This window comes from cyanobacterium endosymbiont of Rhopalodia gibberula (assembly GCF_003574135.1).
GTDB lineage: Bacteria > Cyanobacteriota > Cyanobacteriia > Cyanobacteriales > Microcystaceae > Rippkaea.
Window position 1 is genome coordinate 254,516 of sequence record NZ_AP018341.1, and the last position, 17,907, is coordinate 272,422.

Here is a 17,907-nt window from a genome sequence, read left to right on the forward strand (position 1 = left end):
ATAATGACGGATAGAATAAAGATTTTTAGGTAGTTTTTAAAAGGAGGTTAAATATCCCAAAACTACTTTAACTCGTTCTAAAGTTTGGTTTGCAACGGCTTCAGCTTTTTCTTTTCCCTTTTTTAAAACCGATTCTAAATAGTCTTTATTATCCATGATTTCTTTATATTTTACCTGAATAGGTTTGAGAGCTTCTACCGTTGTTTCACTTAGTAGAGGTTTAAAATTTCCCCACCCCATCCCTTGACATTCAAAAATTACTTGTTCTTTCGTTTTTCCTGATAATAAACCGTATAATTTTAATAAGTTATTACATTCAGGACGTTCTAGATTATCAAATTCTAAACCTCGAATAGGGTCAGTTTTACAGCGTTTAATCTTTTTATTGATTAATTCAGGAGAATCTAATAGATTTATTCTACTCATATCCGAGATATCAGATTTAGACATTTTGCGTGTACCATCGGTTAGACTCATAATCCTCGCACCTTCAGTTCTTATTAAAGGTTCAGGGACTTTAACCACAGGGTTTTCAGGAGTTGCAAATTGATCATTTAAACGGATAGCGATATCGCGGGTTAATTCTAAATGCTGTTTTTGATCTTCCCCTACAGGAACACAATCAGCATCGTACAGAAGAATGTCGGCAGCCATCAATACGGGATAGCCCAGTAAGCCAACACTAACGTTCTCTCCTTGTTTAAGCGCTTTTTCCTTGAACTGTACCATCCGTTCTAGCCAATTTAGAGGAGTAATACAGTTTAGTAGCCAAGCCAGTTCACTATGAGCTGTTACATGGGACTGAACAAAGATAGTCGCGTGCTCCAAATCAATACCACAGGCTAGGTAAAGAGCGGCAATCGTATAGGTATTCTGAGCTAAAGTTTGAGGGTCGTGGGGAATCGTAATGGCGTGTAGGTCTACTACACAGAAGAAATTATCGTAATTTTGCTGAATCTGTACCCAATTGCTAATTGCTCCTAAATAGTTACCTAAATGTAGATTTCCTGTGGGTTGAACCCCTGATAATACTCGTTGTTTGCCCATTCTTAATTGCACTGTTAACGATTATGGCTTATCTTTTATCATAGTAATTATCGACAACTCGAAGGCATGCCTACATTCTTAAATAGAAAATCTATCCCTATCATTTAAATGCCTTAATTGTCAAAGATAAAAGGTATACAAACCAAAGAAGATTACTTTTTGGTTAGAAGATTAGGGGAAAAAATTCTCGTTCCCCTAATTTAGCGATCTATCACCCTGTTTTTTATCTCGGTCTCGACGGTGGCGATTATGCAACTCTACGTTAGTTAGGTAGTAGGATCGCCACTTGACTAGGATCAGCAACCCTAGGACGGACAAAAAGGTATATTAAGGGTAGGCTCTACACTGTTTAGAACCCATTGCGACCCCATACAACCATTGCTAGAGACCAAGTAAATAAGGCTAAAGTACCAACCCAACCGAGAGCTAAAATATCCATAGTTGTTTATGTCTGTGACTAATGTACTTGTTCAAAATTATAGACTCCATAATACTTCTATTAGGTTAAGTTATGGAAGACCATGGAGTAACAAGTATCGGACTTAGAATGTCTTAAATAGCTCAAGACAGGTAGTTTAAAGTTCATCACTTTTACGGAAATTATCCGACAGCCAGGACGATTAATTACTCTTCGATCAAATTAGACCCTTAAAATTTTTAACAGTGGGATTTAGAATCGGCAATCACTTTATTAAGTGTATTTTCGTCTGTTATTACTTACTATTACATTATTTGCCTCGATAACAATTGTTATCAAGACGATTAGGAAGTTATGGCTTTTGGGTTAACTTGAAGACTGGTTATTGTAGAAATGTCTGTAAATTTAATTGATAACTCAGTCTAATTAAGTTTGTTAGCTGTCAAGAGTATTCTTTTTTTAAGATCACTTATTTTTACCTTAATTTAGCTTTTTTTTATTTATTAATTACACTTTTAACTAAATTTTTAGCACTAATTAAATTAAAAATTATGAGCATTTTATAATTTCTATAGCCAAGAAATAAAACAGTTTAAAATTTCTGATAAATTAACTGAACTATGTTAATAGAGTATAACGAAATCCTGGTATTTTTACTCTAATGAAGATTGATTGTCCCTACTTATATAGAAAAAAACAGTGATTATTTTTATAAAAATAATCACTGTTTTTTTCTATATTTTCTCATAAGTTTATTCAATTTTTAATGACTCTAAATTTAGATTCCCTTTAATTTAAATATGATATCTTTACTTTTTTTCTTGTCCTGGAAAAAATTTTGGGGTTACAAGTTAAATCCTACAGTTCTTGCTCTTCTAATTATGTTAGCTAAACTTTCAGATAAGCTAATATCTAAAAATTGCTTTTTTTGAGTATATTTCTATTTTAGCCTTATTTAAGCTTATCTAGTTAATAGTTAAAGAACTAATTTTTTCAGGTATTCGCCGTACACAAATGAGGTGCACTCATCAATTTCTCCTAAATACACGAAAAATATTGTTAACTCAGCAAGATTTAATTACCCACCATCTGCTGTACTTTTTTTTGTAACTTACGATCTTGGGATATGATGGTCTCAATCTGCCGAAAACGCTTTATTTCTAATCCTTGAGACTGGATCACACGCTCTTTTTTTTGTTCCGTATTGACGACAATCTCTTCTACTTCACTTATGGTCTTCTGGAATTTCTCTAGTTCCTCTGATGAAGCCTGAAGTCCAGTTGCATAGTTATAGTTATTTTGACTTTGTCCAATTTCCATAAATCGTTCGTAACTTAGTCCACCTTTTTTGATTGTCATTGCCATTTTTCGTTGGGTTCTATAGTCAATTTCTTGAAATTGTTGTAGAATCTGAGCAAATTGTCTCAGTTCTAAGGGGCTAATTTCTGAATGATCGGCTTCAAAAAACTGGGTAGTTCTAGCTTCAATTTGACTATGGACAGGTAAGGATATAGATAAGCACAAAACTCCTGTAATTCCTCCGGCTAGAATTAGTTTAAGCATTAGATAAATTCACTTTATGGATTGTTGATAAATGTATAAAAATCTCAGTTTTTCTAAAACGTTAACACAGTCATCCTAAAAATTGCAAGTCATTAGCTTGTGATTAATTGTATTGTCGACCTATAATAACTAGGTATCCAACTTTTTCGAGGTTGTGATCTCCAATAGTATAGTTGATTTCTAGATTTAGGTCTTAATGAAACTGTATCGCTAAGATTTCTTTAATATGTCTCTAGTTCGTATTTTAGTCTATTTTAAGACACCGTTGTTTGAAAGCAATTGATAAAGATATCAGCTATATTTTCTCTGCGGCTCCTTCTTAAATTTCTATATTATTACCATCCAAAATCCCAATGGTTAACGCACCATTAAAAAAAATTTCACATTACTTCTTCCTGATACGTCTTGCTCGGCGACAGTAGAAATTTGTCCGAATAAATTAGCTGCTGGGTAGACCCACTATACTAGGGTGACCTTATAGTTAGGAAAGAACACAACTTTTAGATAATCACTAACATTAAGAGCGTTATTCACCAAGCTGATACTGATATAATTAATTTAATAATCCGCTTAGCTATGAAATATTCTGAAGTAGGTTTATCACCAAAAATAAAAATATAAGAAGCAATATTTAAATTGAAATCATGCTTTTGCTTTAGACAGTTATAAAAGGTAATGATGTGTAAGATATTTAAATGTTGGCGTTTGTATTTATAAATGCGCTTAACGACTCGCTTGAATGCACGCCATTGAAGACGAAAAGACGGATCATCTATAAACTTTTCTGATTTTTATACTTTATCGAGATATTTGATTCAAATCTTCCAATTTTTTAAACTAACTGTGGTAGTCTAGGGTGACTTTGAACTATCTAACTATAAAGAGTGACCCCGTTAGTAACGTTGATAAATTTTTCGGTATTACCTAAAAATCCAATGTGGACATGCTCGAAAAATTGTTGATTAATTTCGCAGATAATTTCTATAAGTCCAGGAAATAACCGACTAAAAATACTTAAGGAATATTTTTCTAAGGCTTCAGGTAATAGAAAATGGTTGGCTATAACCAAAAATATTTTGGATGATCTCCTTCCTGCTTTCTATTACCGTAGGGTGTTGGCAGTGTTAACTTTGTATCCCAAAACAGGGAGTAGTAAGGAATTCCTTTAACTATATAGTCAGGAACCCGATGAACTTGGTAAGCTCCACACTTCTTAGTATAAGGTTTCGTATAACTTCTAAAATTAACGGTGACTGAAGTTTCAAGATAGACTACTTTCCAGAGATTACCATTTTGTAGTCATTTATTCAGTAATTTTAACTTCTCAACTATTATGAATTTCTTGGCTAAAAATTTCAAATTTGGAGCTAATTATATAACTAATAGCTAAAATTTATAAACTCGATAAAGAGTCTATATAACAGGCAGCTAATCTTCCCAATTTTCCATTTCCCGATCCGAGTTTTTTCTCGGAATCCATTAACTATTGAATATTTAGTCCTGATTCTTCTGCTACTTAGTAGATTTTCAATATCTAGGTTAATTAAATTGTTACTTAAATTTGGAATAATTAAGAATTATACTGATAAGTAGCAGGCAACTTTAATATCTATTTAGATTAGTTTGTATCGTATATAAGCTAACGTTGAGAAAAATAATCACCGAAAGTATAAGCTAATGCAATTTAGACATAATCTGTTGTAGCAATAGTCGAAAACTTTTCCTAAATGTAGAAAATATTATCGAAGATCGCTCGTCGAAGAGTTTCTATTTTTAATCCAAAAAAATTATCTTCCGTGGCAAATTCTCTCAATGAAGATATATTCATCAGTCTTTTGTTACCTTTTTTATTAGACGATATATGATTCTAAGTTTAAAGTGAGTCGTCCCTAAAATAGTCTTGAAGAAATCTTAAAATCTTTATTGAAGTTAAAAAGAGAGAAATTTAGGTTAGGTTATTGAATAATTTCTTCTGAATTAATAATTGAAAATCTGCGTTATTGATAAATATACTGACATACTTTCCAGTCAAATAAAAAATAATAATGGTATAGTATGCCAATAAAATATCGGTAAACTCAAATCAGACTTAATTTTTTATCAGTTTGAGAACTTCTCGTTGTAGGGAAGGATTGTTTTGAACTTTAGTGGCAATCTCATTAAACTCCCGGATGGTAAATCCTTGAGATTTGACTAATTCCCTTTGTTTGAGTAGATCTTCTTGGGCAATTTTTTTTACTTCAGGAAAAACATTCTCAAATTTTTCAAGATCTTCATTTGAGAAGTTCTCTATAGGCACTCCTGTGTTGCTCTTTCCTTGAGCAATTTCTCGAAAACGTTGTCTGCTTAATCCTTCACTTTCAAGTACTTTAAGCATTTTTTGTGTAGTTTCTTGGGCTAAACTCCGTTGTTTTTTGATAGTTAGAGCAAATTTTTCTAAGTCTTTTACCGTGAGATTTTTAGAAATCTGAGCTATGGTATGTCCCTGAGTTATCTGTTTAAATGCACTTCCTAATACATAGTCCCCTGTTTGACTCCAAGTTGGCAGTCCTCTCACTCCCAATAATAAAGGTAACACTCCGATAAACTTTCCTAAAAGCAGTTTTTGAAACATTGTATGATTTCCTTAGACATATAAATCTGTGGCTATCTGTAAATTTTAGATAGTCCTTTTGTCCTCTATTCATTGGTAATGTAAAGAGTTCTATCAATTTTAACAACTCTTGGTTCAAAAAAAAATATATGTAGGAATGTCAAAAAAAATTTATCTTTTTTTAGCTTTATCTGAATGAATAAATCCTCTCTTACGTAAATAACTACCCCTGTTATAAATCAAATAAATTATTTATCATAACTTAGTTAAATATATGTTACCTAGATTGCATTAGTACCATACTAGAATAGTTTCATACTAAATTCATTCAAGCTAATTTAATGAATATTTTATATTTTAATATGAGACAATGTTAGACTAATTAAACTTAATTAATATCTGTAATCCACTTATTATATAAATTTATGGTTTAGCCGTCAATTTACTTTTTCTGAAAAAGATTCTTGATTGTCTACACGAAATCAAGCATTGAGTTTAATACCTATTAAAGGTATTCTTATCGAAATAATCTCAAGTTTCTCTTAGTTTCTACAGTAACATTTTGACTAAATATTAAAAAGTATAGATTAATCTTCTATCATTTAATTAATAATATGAAATTACTTTTTTTATAAAAAAATTTATTAATGGATATATAGAAAATTTAAGAATCTTTTAAGCTCCAATTCTAAAAAATAACTTTATTTTTTAGAATTGGAGCTTAAAAGACCTTGGTTGACAGTAATAAATATATTTCTTATCAAACTTAAAAGTTTTGCATAACTAATAGAATTTAATTATTCTACTACCTTTTAAATAAAAGGGTAGTACTATCTATCTGAGAAAAGGATTATAAAGAACTAAAATTAGTTAATACTCCATAAATTCCCCAAATAGCCATTGCCCGTAGATAATGACATACACGAAAAGTTCCAACAGCCGTTATCGCTTCAGGAGTACGAAATTGTAAGCCATTTTCATATATTTGTTTAATCACTACTTCAGTTAACTTCAACGCCTCGTCTCTGCGTCCCATTTGTACGAGAAATGCCGCCAAACCAAAGTTAATTCCTATCCAAACTTCTTGAGGATGGGTCGAATTAGGATCTTCGGGAATTCCATCAGGCTTCATACCATTTGCTGCCCCATATTTCCCTTCTTGAAACTTCAAAAAACAAGCATCATAAATTTTGTTTAAGGTTGACTGGATATATTGCTCTTCAACTATATCAGGCAACCCTAATAAACGGGCATAAAATTGACCACACAATTGATCTGCCATCACCACATTAGAACCACTTTTACTATCGAGTTGATAGTATTCTCCATTCCATAAAGTCTTGTGATAAATCAACCGAGATTGTTTTAACCAGTGATTGTAACTTTTTATATGATCACTGACTAGTTTTAGTTCGAATTCTAAATTGATTGGAGGATTGTTTAGGATAATTTCGCCGATTTTAATAGCTGCTTCCAGGGCTGCTATCCATAATCCGCCACAATAGGCACTTATTCCTTGTAATTGCCAATCATCAAAAGTTTGATCAGGTGCACCGGAATTTTCGGGTATACCATCATTATCTAAATCAAAGGTTTTCAAATAAGTTAAAGTTTCTGCAATCGCCGGCCAACATTTTCCTAAAAACTCTTTATCTTTACCTGGTGTTAATAAGTAATCTCGATACACTTGCAGAACAAAATCACTGCCTAAATCTTTCCATAAATTACAATCTTGATAGCTAGTATAATTAGTTTTTTCCCAGGGATGTTCATTGGGGGCGCCTAAGTCATGAGGGGTTGCCCCTTTGGCTTTTCTAATTGCTTTTACTTGGTTATATCCAATAGTTCTAATGGTTTCATCATAGGTTGAAATTGCTCTAGCAAATGCTTCTAAAACTGACTTTTCTATTCTTGGCCAAAGCATCATTAACCCAAAGGAACCATATAGTCGAACATCTAGACTTTCATACCAACGATAGTCTAGACATTCGAGCACGCCAAATTGTCCAATAGGATCATTTTCTGAGGCGGCTGTCCATAAAGTTCCTCCATCAGTGAGTAAATACAATTCATTCAATAAAGCCATTTTAAACCAGTCAGGTAAATCGTCTCTTTCAATGATAGAAGACTGCCATTCTTCTATCCTTTTATGCCAAACACCAAAATTTTTTAAAGCTGTTTTAACTATTGCCCAACCGTTCTTACCATTACGATTAAAAAAGTCAGTGTAGCGACGATAATATTCTACTCCTTGAGCAAATTCTGTGACAGGAAAATCCCAGGCTAAAACGAAGGGAATTTTCTTAGTCTTCCCAGGACGAATAGTAAACCGAATGGTCATGGCTGCAGCAAGTTGTTCTCCAGGTTCGGCTGGAGTTTCATCTTCGGTATTTGGTAACGATCCATTTATAGCGAAATTATCCCAAACTTCTGAACCATCTCCTTTGGGATTCCATTTTCCCAGATAAAAAACTTCGATACTGGGATTAGTCATACTAGCAATGCAAATTTGTCCTTCCCCTTCTTGTACTTGAGTCTGGAGTTGAATGTGGTTGAGAATAAACCCAACACCAAAGTTATCTCGCACCCATTGATTAAAATTTCCCGTACTCTGTCCCCATCGGGGTTGATATTTATATTCAGGGCTACCATCGTCTCTAACGGTAATTTCAGGAGATTTAATGGCATTGGTAAACCATCCCACAATATTTTGCCACGTTACCATAATACTGAGAGTAATAGGCTTATTCGTGGGATTGTGGGCAGTCCATTCAAAGATAGCTAAGGGATAGCTTGTTTCCTGATAATTATTTGGAATAATTGGGGAAAATTGCTCACAGACTAGTTTACTTTGAAATACACCTTGGTATTCATACCAACTGCGAGGATAAAGAGCGTGATAAGTTCCTTTTTCCGTAGGATACCAATTCCAAGTTGATAAAGTTCCATTTTCAGGCGGTTGGGTACACAGAGCATAAGCTTGAGAATTTTCCCCTTCAGATTGTTCAAAGACGCTAAACTGACAGGCAGGAATACTGCCGAATGTATGTTCACCCCCATCAAAATGCCAAAGGTTGAAGTCACCGTGGGGAGAACGTCCAATGCAACCAGCTCCGAACCCACCGAGAGGCATCCCATGATTTGGTCCATCGTCTAAATTACTAGCTCTTCGTGCCGTATAGGGATTATCCCATCCTTTACCGATGGGACGTTTCCAAGTGCAAAGAGGAATCGTGGGAAAAGAAAATGGTGTTTTCATGAAGTTTATCTTAACCTGTTACAGTTATGTTATTAATACTATTAGTCGGCTATAAATTTCAACATCTATAGTCAAAGACAAACTAGACAATAAATCCAAAGATGCTTGTTAATTAACAGGAAAAATGTGAGATAAAGGTTAGATCCTTTTGTCCAAAGTTCTAAAGGTTCCTCCTCCTAAAGCAGTTTCAACTAGTCATATAATATGACAAACAGCTTATAGTGACTATTGTAACGTATAGATTGCTAAACTTTTATACATTATACAAAATGACTAAACTTGTCTTTAATTTTCTTATAATAAACAATATTTTTCTAATTGCGGAAAATACTCTAATAATCAAAGATATTTTTTCTTAATAAATGGAATATTCACCAAGAGTGCGCCCATTTTGCTTTCTATTCCTTAAATATTTAGAATGATCTAAAAGCAATTCGAGCAATCAACAACGATTGAACAACTTATCTGACTATAGCAAAATGATATCAGAGGGGTAATTTTTGTAAATCCTACGTGTGGAAAATCTGGATAAAAATAATGATTTATACATCAATAATGAGATTTTTTACTATTAAATAATTTTGTAAAAAATATAATTTTATTGTTTTTTTATAAAAAAGCGAAGTATTTAAATTCTTAAAATAAATAGAAAGATACTTTGTTATTTTTGATATGAAAATTAAATCAGTTAGTCTTATCAATTTAATAAATAGGCAATATAAAATATACAAGCAAAGATTTGGCAGTATATAAATCTATAGTTAATTCAGATTTATATAATATTTTTTGAGTTTAATAATTTATTAGGAGTAGATTACAATTACCACTCAAATATGCTGGTTATCTTATTTGAACAAAAAAATACTAAATTTTATGATTTCAATCCTTTTACTTTCTTTACAAGAACCAATAAATAAGTAAATAATATTTTTTGTTATAGAAATAAAACTATTATAATCACAATATTTACTCAATATGAAAAATATTAAAATTTCTAAAAATCTGCAAATACAAGAATATATTTAGCATGAATATTCTATTTTTTGTAAAAAAATAGATAACCTATTAACTTTTTTAGTATAAAAGAAGTACATGATAATATATAAGTAACTAAATAATCTTAACGAAGATATCTGTCGAGAACTAAATTTTTAATATCAGCGCAAAAAACGTATAAATAAAAATAAATAGCAACTTGAATTTTTTATTTTTTATTAACTTAATAAAGTCTAAAATCAAATCTATATTACTTAATGACCTAATCATTTATTAAAGTTTGACACATTGTCTTTTGACGAATATTAGAGATTATTTGTAAGATAAATCTCGCTAATACATTTAACTATCTAACGTTACCTATGGATTCAACAGTCGAAGAAAAAAAGCTCGTTTCTGTTCAACCCACAGGCTTTTGTAATCAACAAAAAACAGCCCTAATCTCCATTGGTATTACCCCGACGGGCTATATTTCGATTGGCATCGCTCCCATGGGTATTATTGCTATTGGGATTGTCCCCATGGGGGTAATTTCATTTGGGGCAGTGGCTATGGGAACCGTTGCCGCTGGAGCAGTTTCTATGGGAATAGCAGCTTTTGGAGTCGAAACGATGTCCCTCTTAAATTTAGGACGGTCACAATTGGGGTCTGTGGAAATTAAGTTCAAACCTCACAATCACGATAATTACAAAAACCATAATCATTCGAGTCCTTAAAGTTCAATACCAGAATATATTTGAGATGAACTATTAATTTTCTGAAAACTTTACAAGCCAAGGATTAACCAAGTGAATTAAGGAAACCAAATCTGACTCTAGACCATCTATCTATATATTCAGAGCCAGCTCATATTGTCGTTCCTATGAATAACTTTAATCCTCCTCAGATACCCTTAGATAATAATTTAGATCTAAAGCATACTTCGGACTCCCTGAATCAGACCGATACTATTAACCCCAAAGTTTGCCCGATTACAACCCCAATCGTGGTCAATGAACCTCCTCCCTCTACATCTGCGGAAATTTCAGTCACTTCTGATAACGACCAAGCTACCAGTCGGGATTGGTTCAACCTAGCCCGAAAACTACGGGAGCAAAATCGGGAACTACTTGAGAGCATCGTAAAATTAGAACAATCTCTAGCTGAATCTCAACAACAGTCACAAGAAAAAGGGCAACAAGCGCATCGAAACGATTTCCTTATTACCCAGAAAACTGCCCAAGTCGATGCTATAAAAGCACAATTTGAAACTGCTCAAAAACAGTTGCAACAACAACAACAGGAGTTAAACATCCTTCAAGAAAAGTTGGTAACAACTCAATCTCAATTGACTCATGTAGAACATCAATGCACCCTACTTAAACAACGTTATCGAGAAAAAGCTGATCGACTAGAGCATAGTCAAAAACAGATTGAAGAATTACAAACTAGGTTGCAACGACAACAACGATATACCCTACAGTATAAGGCGGCTTTAGATGAATGCTTGAGTAAGTCTACTAAAAAACAAGTTCAGCCCTCGATAAACTCTTTCAGTTCAACTAACACTTTTAATCCTAAGATAAATTCCATTAAAACCTGGTCAGAACAACTCACAGCACAAAAAGCGTCAGGGTCGATTTTAGCTAACGTACAATCGAGGGCTCCTCTTAAGCCAACTGATACCTCTAAACTCCTAGAAAAGTCTGAACCCTTATCGTCTTTGGGACATTCGGATCTACCTCTTCAAGATTCGTTCTCCTTAGCCCCAAAAATACCTGAAGCCGTGAAACATATAAAAACTGACACGGAGGAAATACTCAATCAAAAAAGTACGGAGTTGATATCAGCTAATTTTGATCCCAAAACTGTTGCTAAGCATGATGTGCACTCTCACAAAATGGTTACTCCAACATCTCAAGAATTAGCAGTACAGCCTCCTGTTACTTTTAGTTTTGACATCGATTGTAATAAACCTCATGATAAAGCTAAGATTGACTTACCCTCTTTTTTGTCTAAACGAAATTAGTAGTAATTGTCAACTTCAACGTTGAAACCATTAATCTTTGGTTAGGAACTGTTCTGAAAATTAACTAATCAGGTGATTAACGCTATAATTGGACCCAATAGTCCCGATAGACCAACTGAAATTATGGATAGACGCTCTTTTCTCAAATCAATTCCCGTGGGATTAGCAGGTACAAGCTTTAGCTTGAGTTTTCCTTCATTATTAGCAGCTATTGGCAAAGAAAATCATAGTGAATGGGATTATCAGAATCCTGAACAATGGGGAGATATTTCCGAAGAATACCGAGTTTGTAAAACTGGAAAACAACAATCACCTATTGACTTACAATCCCCTATTAAATCTCATATTGGACATGTAGAAATTTTTTATAAAGAAATTCCCCTGCGCATTATCAACAATGGTCATACCATTCAGGTTAATAGTGTACCAGGGAATTTCATTATTGTTGATGATCAAAAATTTGAGCTTTTACAATTTCATTTCCATCATCCTAGTGAACATACTGTCAATGGAAAAAACTACCCGATGGAAATCCATCTGGTTCATCGAAATCAACAGGGTTCCCTTGCTGTTTTAGGAGTTTCTCTTAAACAAGGACAAGAACATCAAACTCTTCAGTTAATTTGGGATAATATTCCATCCAGAAAAAGTGCTGAAAAATTAATTTCTGATCGTTATATTTCCTTAAATAAACTGTTACCGACTAGCTTTGATAGCTACCGATATTTCGGTTCTCTGACTACTCCTCCTTGTTCTGAGATTGTTTATTGGATAGTATTTCGAGAACCGTTGGAAGTTTCTCTTAGACAAATTCAACGATTTAAACAAATTTTTTCCTCAAATGCTCGCCCAGTTCAACCGATTAATCGTCGTTTTATTCTGACCTCTCTCTAAAACCGATTAAACAAATTCTCCAAAGTCCCCAGACGAATTATGATTGAGACTGGTAAGTTTTAGACCTAAATCATGGGTGAAGCTAAACATTGTAAGAATGGCATTAGAAGAAAATATAGTCAGGATACAATTATTTTTTCTCAACTTCCTATTCCTATTATTAAACGTCGAACTGACGTTTTCTATCAATGAACAATTCAGGGGGCTTGGATCGACGTTGGCATTGTAATCAGCATTTTATAAAAAACATTGTATCGGTCCTGCCATAGGTTGCTGGTAAATTCAATACAGTCAGCCTATAAATTAGTGAGAAACTGTCTTAAACAAAATAGTAATCAGCCTCTACATGCTTCATGAGTTCTAGAAAAAAACTAGAAGGTCTGATCCCAATTCCCCACAATGACGTTCCAGTTTTTTATTGCTCGTGTCTGAGTTTTTACTTCTTGTGATCTGCTTCGCTATGTGTCTACAAGTAGTTTGAATTACTTAGTGGATTATCATGATAATGCGGCAACTCATTTATTATCGAAGCGAATTCCTAAAAAGATATCATATAAAAAACTCCAGAAATTTTTTCCTTTCAACAGACCTAGAGATTGATCACATCCCTTGGCGTCTAAAAGAAGTTTGGTGGCATTATATGCTGGCTTATACCTGTACCAGGGAATAGATGGCCATAAGTGATGAACCAAGTGATAATTCTGTCCAAAAATTATCAGGTTTAAAATTGAATTAGGGTAAACTCTTGCATTCTTCCAGCGATCACGTTCTTTGAAAGGACGATGGGGAAGGTAGTCAAAAAATAACCCCAAAGCAATTCCCACTACCAAAGCAGGAACAAACCAAAAGTGCATTAAATAATCGATAAATCCGTAATGAATACCCAAGAAAACTCCTGTAAATAGAAATAGTCGGCTCACAAACCATTCCAATAACTCATACTTGCGCCACAAGCGACGTTTGAAGAAAAAAACTTCGTGATAGAAAAAACGAGCAGCAATCATCCACAGAGGTCCTCCGGTAGAGACAAAATGATCAGGATCATTGTCAGGATCGTTAACATGAGCATGATGTTGTAGATGTACCCGTGTAAACACGGGAAAGGCAAACCCCAACATTAGCGCACTACCATGTCCTAAAATGGCATTGAAAATCCGATTATTATGAGCAGCATTATGAGAGGCGTCGTGAATAACTGTTCCTGATAAATGAAGGGCGAGAACATTAGAAAAAAAACAAATCCAATTAGACCATCCCCATAACCAATAACCGCAGGTTGAAAGACTAATCAGTGAGAGTGCACTAAAAAACATCGAGACATTAGGGTTGAACCCACCTGGTGTTCTGAGATACTTTTCGGGGACTGTCAGCGGGATCTGGTCCGACTGCATTTTGTTGCTTACTCCTTTGTTTAAAGTAACATCTGTTCTTAGATAATCCGCAAGACTACCTCATTTTAATCAAGATTTGTAATATTAGGGCATCTTTATAGAATAAGGGACGAATAACCATCGATCATAAAACATAATTTTTGAAGGAGTACCATTTCATCATGTTTTGCTCAGATTTTTTCTCTATCGATAGAAAAAATATTTTAGATAGTTTAACTTTCACCCTTGGAATAGACTGAGTTTTAAGTAAGTTCCGATTGAAAATCTTTCTGTATCGATGCTTCATTCATAAAAATTAAACAATAATAAATAAAAGTTATTTTCTAAAGTTGTTTAAATAAGCAGCAACTTAATTAGGTTTAAAAATTGAGCTTATACTTCGTAAGATTGTTATGATCTCTTTAAGAGACTGATAGCATAGTAGAAGTAGTGATTTAATTGTTGATCGACAATGTCTCTAAATTTTCGTTCTAGTTACTCCCCTGAGTCGATGTTGACAGAAGAAGACAAGTCTCCGAACTGTACAGACTTTAATTTATTACCTTGTCGCTTAGGAAGGCATTGCCGTTACCTCTATTTACGGTTCCGTCGGTTACGGGGAACTCCACATTCCATAGCGCGGGGATTAGCTTGTGGAGTGTTTGCTGGGTGTTTTCCTTTATTTGGGCTTCAAACTATTATAGGGGTTTTGCTGGCAGTTATTTGTCGGGGTAATAAGTTTGCTGCAGCTATCGGAACTTGGATTAGTAATCCTCTGACTTATGTGCCTGTTTTTGCTTTTAATTATAAAGTAGGTAAATTTTTATTACTGGGATTTCAAAATACAATTTTACAAATAGATTTACAGCAAAATTGGCAATCCTGGTCAACGTTCATGGAATCAGGCTTTGATTTTATTTATACACTATTTTTGGGATGTTTGATTGTTGGTACTTTTTGTTCTTTTATCGGTTATTTTTTAAGCTTAAAGTTGTTTTTTTTTGGCAGAAATCACGTAGATTTGCCAATCGAAAATAATAATCAGCAAATCTGAAATGGATAACCATAGATTAAGTTGACTCTAAATTGCATCTCTTAACTGAAATTACAAAGTATTTCTAAACTAACTTTTTAATGTAAAAATTAGCCTTGTCCAGGAGAAACCCAAAACAAGGCTAATTCTATTTTGTTGGAAATATTTTTCCAACAAAAAGTAAAGATATGATAGCCCCGTCGGAAGATTGAGTCAGAAATTGCCTACAATAAGGTAAAGTTAATCGTCAACTAACCAATAATCTCCCAGATAAAGGTATGACAAAGACTGTTGCAGAAGTAATGACCCCCAATCCTATAACGGTGACCCCACAAACACCGTTACAAGAAGCAATCAAATTGTTGGCTGAAAAACATATCAGTGGACTACCTGTCGTTAACGATTCGGGTCAACTCGTTGGAGTCATTTCTGAAACCGATTTGATGTGGCGGGAATCCGGCGTTGAAGCATCTCCTTACATCATGATTTTAGACAGTATTATTTATTTGCAAAATCCCGCTCGCTATGAAAAAGAGATCCACAAAGTATTAGGGCAAACAGTAGGAGAAGTAATGACTAGTAAACCAATATCAGTCAAATCTTATCAATCTTTGCGTGAAGCTGCTCACATTATGCACAACAAGAAAATTGGACGTTTACCAGTAGTTGATAACGAAGGAGATAAGGTTATTGGTCTGTTAACTCAAGGGGATATTATTCGTTCAATGGTTCAACATTAATTGAATAGATTAATCCAGCTCAAAATGAGTATTTCAAATTTGTATAAAAAATACTCAGTCGACATCGAAAGCCATTACCTATAGGTTTAACTTTTAACCTGGTGTCGGGTGACTCGATTAAACTAAAACTCTACAGAGAAAAACTTCAAATGAAGACTACTTTTTCTAGAAATATTTCCAGTAGTGTTATTGAAAACTACATTCAACGAGTTACTGAATTAAGTCAATCGAGTCAGCGTATTCCCACGATGGGAGAAGTGGAAAAAATTGCGACAGAATTGGGGATTGAACCTGATGAAATTGAAGCCGCACAAAAACAATCCCACGACCACTATGTTCGTGCTCAAGGTTATATGCGCCTGAAGCATTGGGATGATGCCATATTAGAACTTCAAGAAGCAGTAGCTTTTAACCCCTCCAATTTAGAGATGTTAATTAGTCTTGCTAGTTCTCATATGGGGCGTTGGCAAGAAAAACACTATCATAAAGACGAAAATAATATTCGTTTTAGAATTCGTCAATGTCTTGTCATTAAACCCGATTGTGAAGAAGCGTTAAATTTATTAGAACGATTTTCTAAGGCTTTTAAATGGCGTAAACAGACATCAATTGGTATTATTGTTGGATTAGGAGGATTAGTACTAGGAGTTAGTAGTTTTTTCTGGTTAAGTGATACATTACCTAATCTGCGGGAAAAAACATCAAAACTTCAACAGTTAGAAAGGGTTGTTTTCCGGGATCTGAATGAGTTGCAAAAAGAACAAGCAGTCTTTAAAGCGGAAATTTTTACCCTACGGAAACGTAATGATCGGCGTTATCAAGCTGATGTTAGTAAGCTCCACAGTCGTATGAATCAATTGGAACGACAATTGGCCACTATGCAACGAAAAATACTTGAGATGGAAAACCCTCAACCAAGTAAAATAACTCCTAAATCCTTTCCTTATATTACAATTCCTTAGGTCTAATATTTCTTTAGCCTCTGCGTAAGAAGCCCAACGCCATAAACGAAAAGAAGGCATCGAACTGTAGGGAAGTAACTGTTACAATATTTTGGCGTTGGAAAGCTAAAATAAAACAAGTCTAGTTAACACCTGGAAACAGGCTACAAAATTAAAGAGCAAATTCCATTGCTCTAGTTAGGGACACGTGCCCATGAGTTTGACTGGATAATCAGCCATGCTAAGAAGTTCGAAACAAGTAGAAATATTTTTCTGGTGGTTAAAAACCAATACATTCATAGTCAATAAATGGTTGGTAGTGCTGACTTTAGAAGTATCTAGAAGGAGGTATATAAATGGGAACATTTTCTAAGCAGATGAGCTTGAATAAGTATGACATAGAAAAAGATTTTAATAAGTTCTCCTTTTGACAAACTTCAGTTAATTGTTAATTTCTTTGACTGTTTCTTCGCCAAAATAGACGGTTATTTTTAGATATTAAAGTACATCACTTTTTTTATCTACAACTATGGACATATCAATAATTCCTTCTATTGTCAAGTCTTAGTTTATCTGGATACAAGTTTTTATATTTAACGATTTTTTCAGTTTTTTTCTAAATACTTTTTATCTTAGATTACTTCTTTATTAGGATTTGTAAGTTTTTTTCTAGTCATTTCTAATTTGTGACGAGTATAACTTATATTCTGTTGAATTATCTTGCTTGCCTGCAATTAATCAATCTTTATTGTAGTTTTTACATTATTTTGCTAAAAAAACTTAAATATTTTCATTATATGATTTTACTCTGTTTATTATAAATTGATGTATAGTCTTCCATTTCTTATTTTTTAAAATAAAAATTAAAAGTATTTCAACCAATATTGAATAAACAATATACTTAAATATTATGACATCTTTACACTATTTTAATTATTTTTTAGCGTAAATCATACGTATAAAATGCTGGAATAACTAATAGCGTTTACTTTACTATTTGATTACTGATTTTTTAACCACAAAATTGTCATAACATTCTTATGTT

At 33.5% G+C, this 17,907-nt stretch carries 15 protein-coding genes; 6 read left to right on the forward strand and 9 right to left on the reverse strand.

Translation table 11 applies throughout. The annotated features are described in order from the left end of the window. Nucleotides 1-36 precede the first annotated feature (36 nt). The 8 genes from trpS to RGRSB_RS00840 form a co-directional block, all read right to left on the reverse strand. On the reverse strand, nt 37-1,047 hold the full coding sequence (trpS, locus tag RGRSB_RS00805; protein ID WP_119259412.1) for a tryptophan--tRNA ligase: 1,011 nt from the start codon (nt 1,045-1,047) through the stop codon (nt 37-39). A 349-nt stretch (nt 1,048-1,396) separates the two neighbouring features. Beyond that, complete coding sequence (petN, locus tag RGRSB_RS00810) at nt 1,397-1,486, reverse strand: cytochrome b6-f complex subunit PetN (protein ID WP_119259413.1); 90 nt, start codon at nt 1,484-1,486, stop codon at nt 1,397-1,399. Nucleotides 1,487-2,539: 1,053 nt separating this feature from the next. After that, the gene (locus tag RGRSB_RS00815) at nt 2,540-3,028 is read right to left on the reverse strand and encodes a DUF4168 domain-containing protein (protein WP_119259414.1); all 489 of its coding nucleotides are present in this window, start codon (nt 3,026-3,028) and stop codon (nt 2,540-2,542) included. Nucleotides 3,029-3,558: 530 nt separating this feature from the next. Continuing rightward, nucleotides 3,559-3,804, reverse strand: coding sequence for a glycogen/starch/alpha-glucan phosphorylase (locus RGRSB_RS11005; RefSeq protein ID WP_119260896.1), 246 nt, complete (start codon nt 3,802-3,804; stop codon nt 3,559-3,561). 95 nt (nt 3,805-3,899) lie between these two features. Further along, nucleotides 3,900-4,097, reverse strand: a complete 198-nt coding sequence (locus tag RGRSB_RS00825) for a glycogen/starch/alpha-glucan phosphorylase (protein WP_172582004.1) — start codon at nt 4,095-4,097, stop codon at nt 3,900-3,902. Between the two features lie 324 nt (nt 4,098-4,421). Continuing rightward, nucleotides 4,422-4,508 carry a glycogen/starch/alpha-glucan phosphorylase gene (locus tag RGRSB_RS11010; protein WP_119259416.1) on the reverse strand — a complete coding sequence of 29 codons (87 nt, stop codon included), beginning with the start codon at nt 4,506-4,508 and terminating at the stop codon, nt 4,422-4,424. A 609-nt stretch (nt 4,509-5,117) separates the two neighbouring features. Beyond that, nucleotides 5,118-5,642, reverse strand: a complete 525-nt coding sequence (locus RGRSB_RS00835) for a DUF4168 domain-containing protein (protein WP_119259417.1) — start codon at nt 5,640-5,642, stop codon at nt 5,118-5,120. An 829-nt stretch (nt 5,643-6,471) separates the two neighbouring features. After that, entirely contained in the window at nt 6,472-8,880 is a 2,409-nt protein-coding gene (locus tag RGRSB_RS00840) for a GH116 family glycosyl hydrolase (protein ID WP_119259418.1), read from the reverse strand. Nucleotides 8,881-10,238: 1,358 nt separating this feature from the next. Between RGRSB_RS00840 and RGRSB_RS00845 the strand changes: the two genes are divergently transcribed. The 3 genes from RGRSB_RS00845 to RGRSB_RS00855 all read left to right on the forward strand — a co-directional run bounded on the left by RGRSB_RS00845 (nt 10,239) and on the right by RGRSB_RS00855 (nt 12,778). Continuing rightward, nucleotides 10,239-10,592 (forward strand): hypothetical protein, encoded by a 354-nt coding sequence (locus tag RGRSB_RS00845; protein WP_119259419.1) that lies wholly within the window; start codon nt 10,239-10,241, stop codon nt 10,590-10,592. A gap of 146 nt (nt 10,593-10,738) precedes the next feature. After that, entirely contained in the window at nt 10,739-11,884 is a 1,146-nt protein-coding gene (locus RGRSB_RS00850) for a hypothetical protein (RefSeq protein ID WP_119259420.1), read from the forward strand. Between the two features lie 123 nt (nt 11,885-12,007). After that, entirely contained in the window at nt 12,008-12,778 is a 771-nt protein-coding gene (locus RGRSB_RS00855) for a carbonic anhydrase (RefSeq protein WP_232014538.1), read from the forward strand. Nucleotides 12,779-13,293: 515 nt separating this feature from the next. Here the strand turns inward: RGRSB_RS00855 and crtR are convergent. After that, nucleotides 13,294-14,169 (reverse strand): beta-carotene hydroxylase, encoded by an 876-nt coding sequence (crtR, locus tag RGRSB_RS00860; RefSeq protein WP_119259421.1) that lies wholly within the window; start codon nt 14,167-14,169, stop codon nt 13,294-13,296. A gap of 451 nt (nt 14,170-14,620) precedes the next feature. Here crtR and RGRSB_RS00865 point away from each other — a divergent pair, with 451 nt between their 5' ends. The 3 genes from RGRSB_RS00865 to RGRSB_RS00875 all read left to right on the forward strand — a co-directional run bounded on the left by RGRSB_RS00865 (nt 14,621) and on the right by RGRSB_RS00875 (nt 16,883). Next, complete coding sequence (locus RGRSB_RS00865) at nt 14,621-15,202, forward strand: DUF2062 domain-containing protein (RefSeq protein ID WP_232014539.1); 582 nt, start codon at nt 14,621-14,623, stop codon at nt 15,200-15,202. A 257-nt stretch (nt 15,203-15,459) separates the two neighbouring features. Further along, nucleotides 15,460-15,921 (forward strand): CBS domain-containing protein, encoded by a 462-nt coding sequence (locus RGRSB_RS00870; RefSeq protein WP_119259422.1) that lies wholly within the window; start codon nt 15,460-15,462, stop codon nt 15,919-15,921. 149 nt (nt 15,922-16,070) lie between these two features. Next, the gene (locus RGRSB_RS00875; RefSeq protein WP_119259423.1) at nt 16,071-16,883 is read left to right on the forward strand and encodes a tetratricopeptide repeat protein; all 813 of its coding nucleotides are present in this window, start codon (nt 16,071-16,073) and stop codon (nt 16,881-16,883) included. Nucleotides 16,884-17,907: the final 1,024 nt, after the last annotated feature.

Coding starts and splice junctions, on each gene's coding strand:
- RGRSB_RS00875 (WP_119259423.1), top strand. CDS start 16,071: ATGAAGACTACTTTTTCTAGAAATATTTCCAGTAGTGTTATTGAAAAC.
- RGRSB_RS00845 (WP_119259419.1), top strand. CDS start 10,239: ATGGATTCAACAGTCGAAGAAAAAAAGCTCGTTTCTGTTCAACCCACA.
- RGRSB_RS00840 (WP_119259418.1), bottom strand. CDS start 8,880: ATGAAAACACCATTTTCTTTTCCCACGATTCCTCTTTGCACTTGGAAA.
- trpS (WP_119259412.1), bottom strand. CDS start 1,047: ATGGGCAAACAACGAGTATTATCAGGGGTTCAACCCACAGGAAATCTA.
- RGRSB_RS00865 (WP_232014539.1), top strand. CDS start 14,621: ATGTCTCTAAATTTTCGTTCTAGTTACTCCCCTGAGTCGATGTTGACA.
- petN (WP_119259413.1), bottom strand. CDS start 1,486: ATGGATATTTTAGCTCTCGGTTGGGTTGGTACTTTAGCCTTATTTACT.
- RGRSB_RS00835 (WP_119259417.1), bottom strand. CDS start 5,642: ATGTTTCAAAAACTGCTTTTAGGAAAGTTTATCGGAGTGTTACCTTTA.
- RGRSB_RS00870 (WP_119259422.1), top strand. CDS start 15,460: ATGACAAAGACTGTTGCAGAAGTAATGACCCCCAATCCTATAACGGTG.
- RGRSB_RS00855 (WP_232014538.1), top strand. CDS start 12,008: ATGGATAGACGCTCTTTTCTCAAATCAATTCCCGTGGGATTAGCAGGT.
- RGRSB_RS11010 (WP_119259416.1), bottom strand. CDS start 4,508: ATGGATTCCGAGAAAAAACTCGGATCGGGAAATGGAAAATTGGGAAGA.
- RGRSB_RS00815 (WP_119259414.1), bottom strand. CDS start 3,028: ATGCTTAAACTAATTCTAGCCGGAGGAATTACAGGAGTTTTGTGCTTA.
- crtR (WP_119259421.1), bottom strand. CDS start 14,169: ATGCAGTCGGACCAGATCCCGCTGACAGTCCCCGAAAAGTATCTCAGA.
- RGRSB_RS00850 (WP_119259420.1), top strand. CDS start 10,739: ATGAATAACTTTAATCCTCCTCAGATACCCTTAGATAATAATTTAGAT.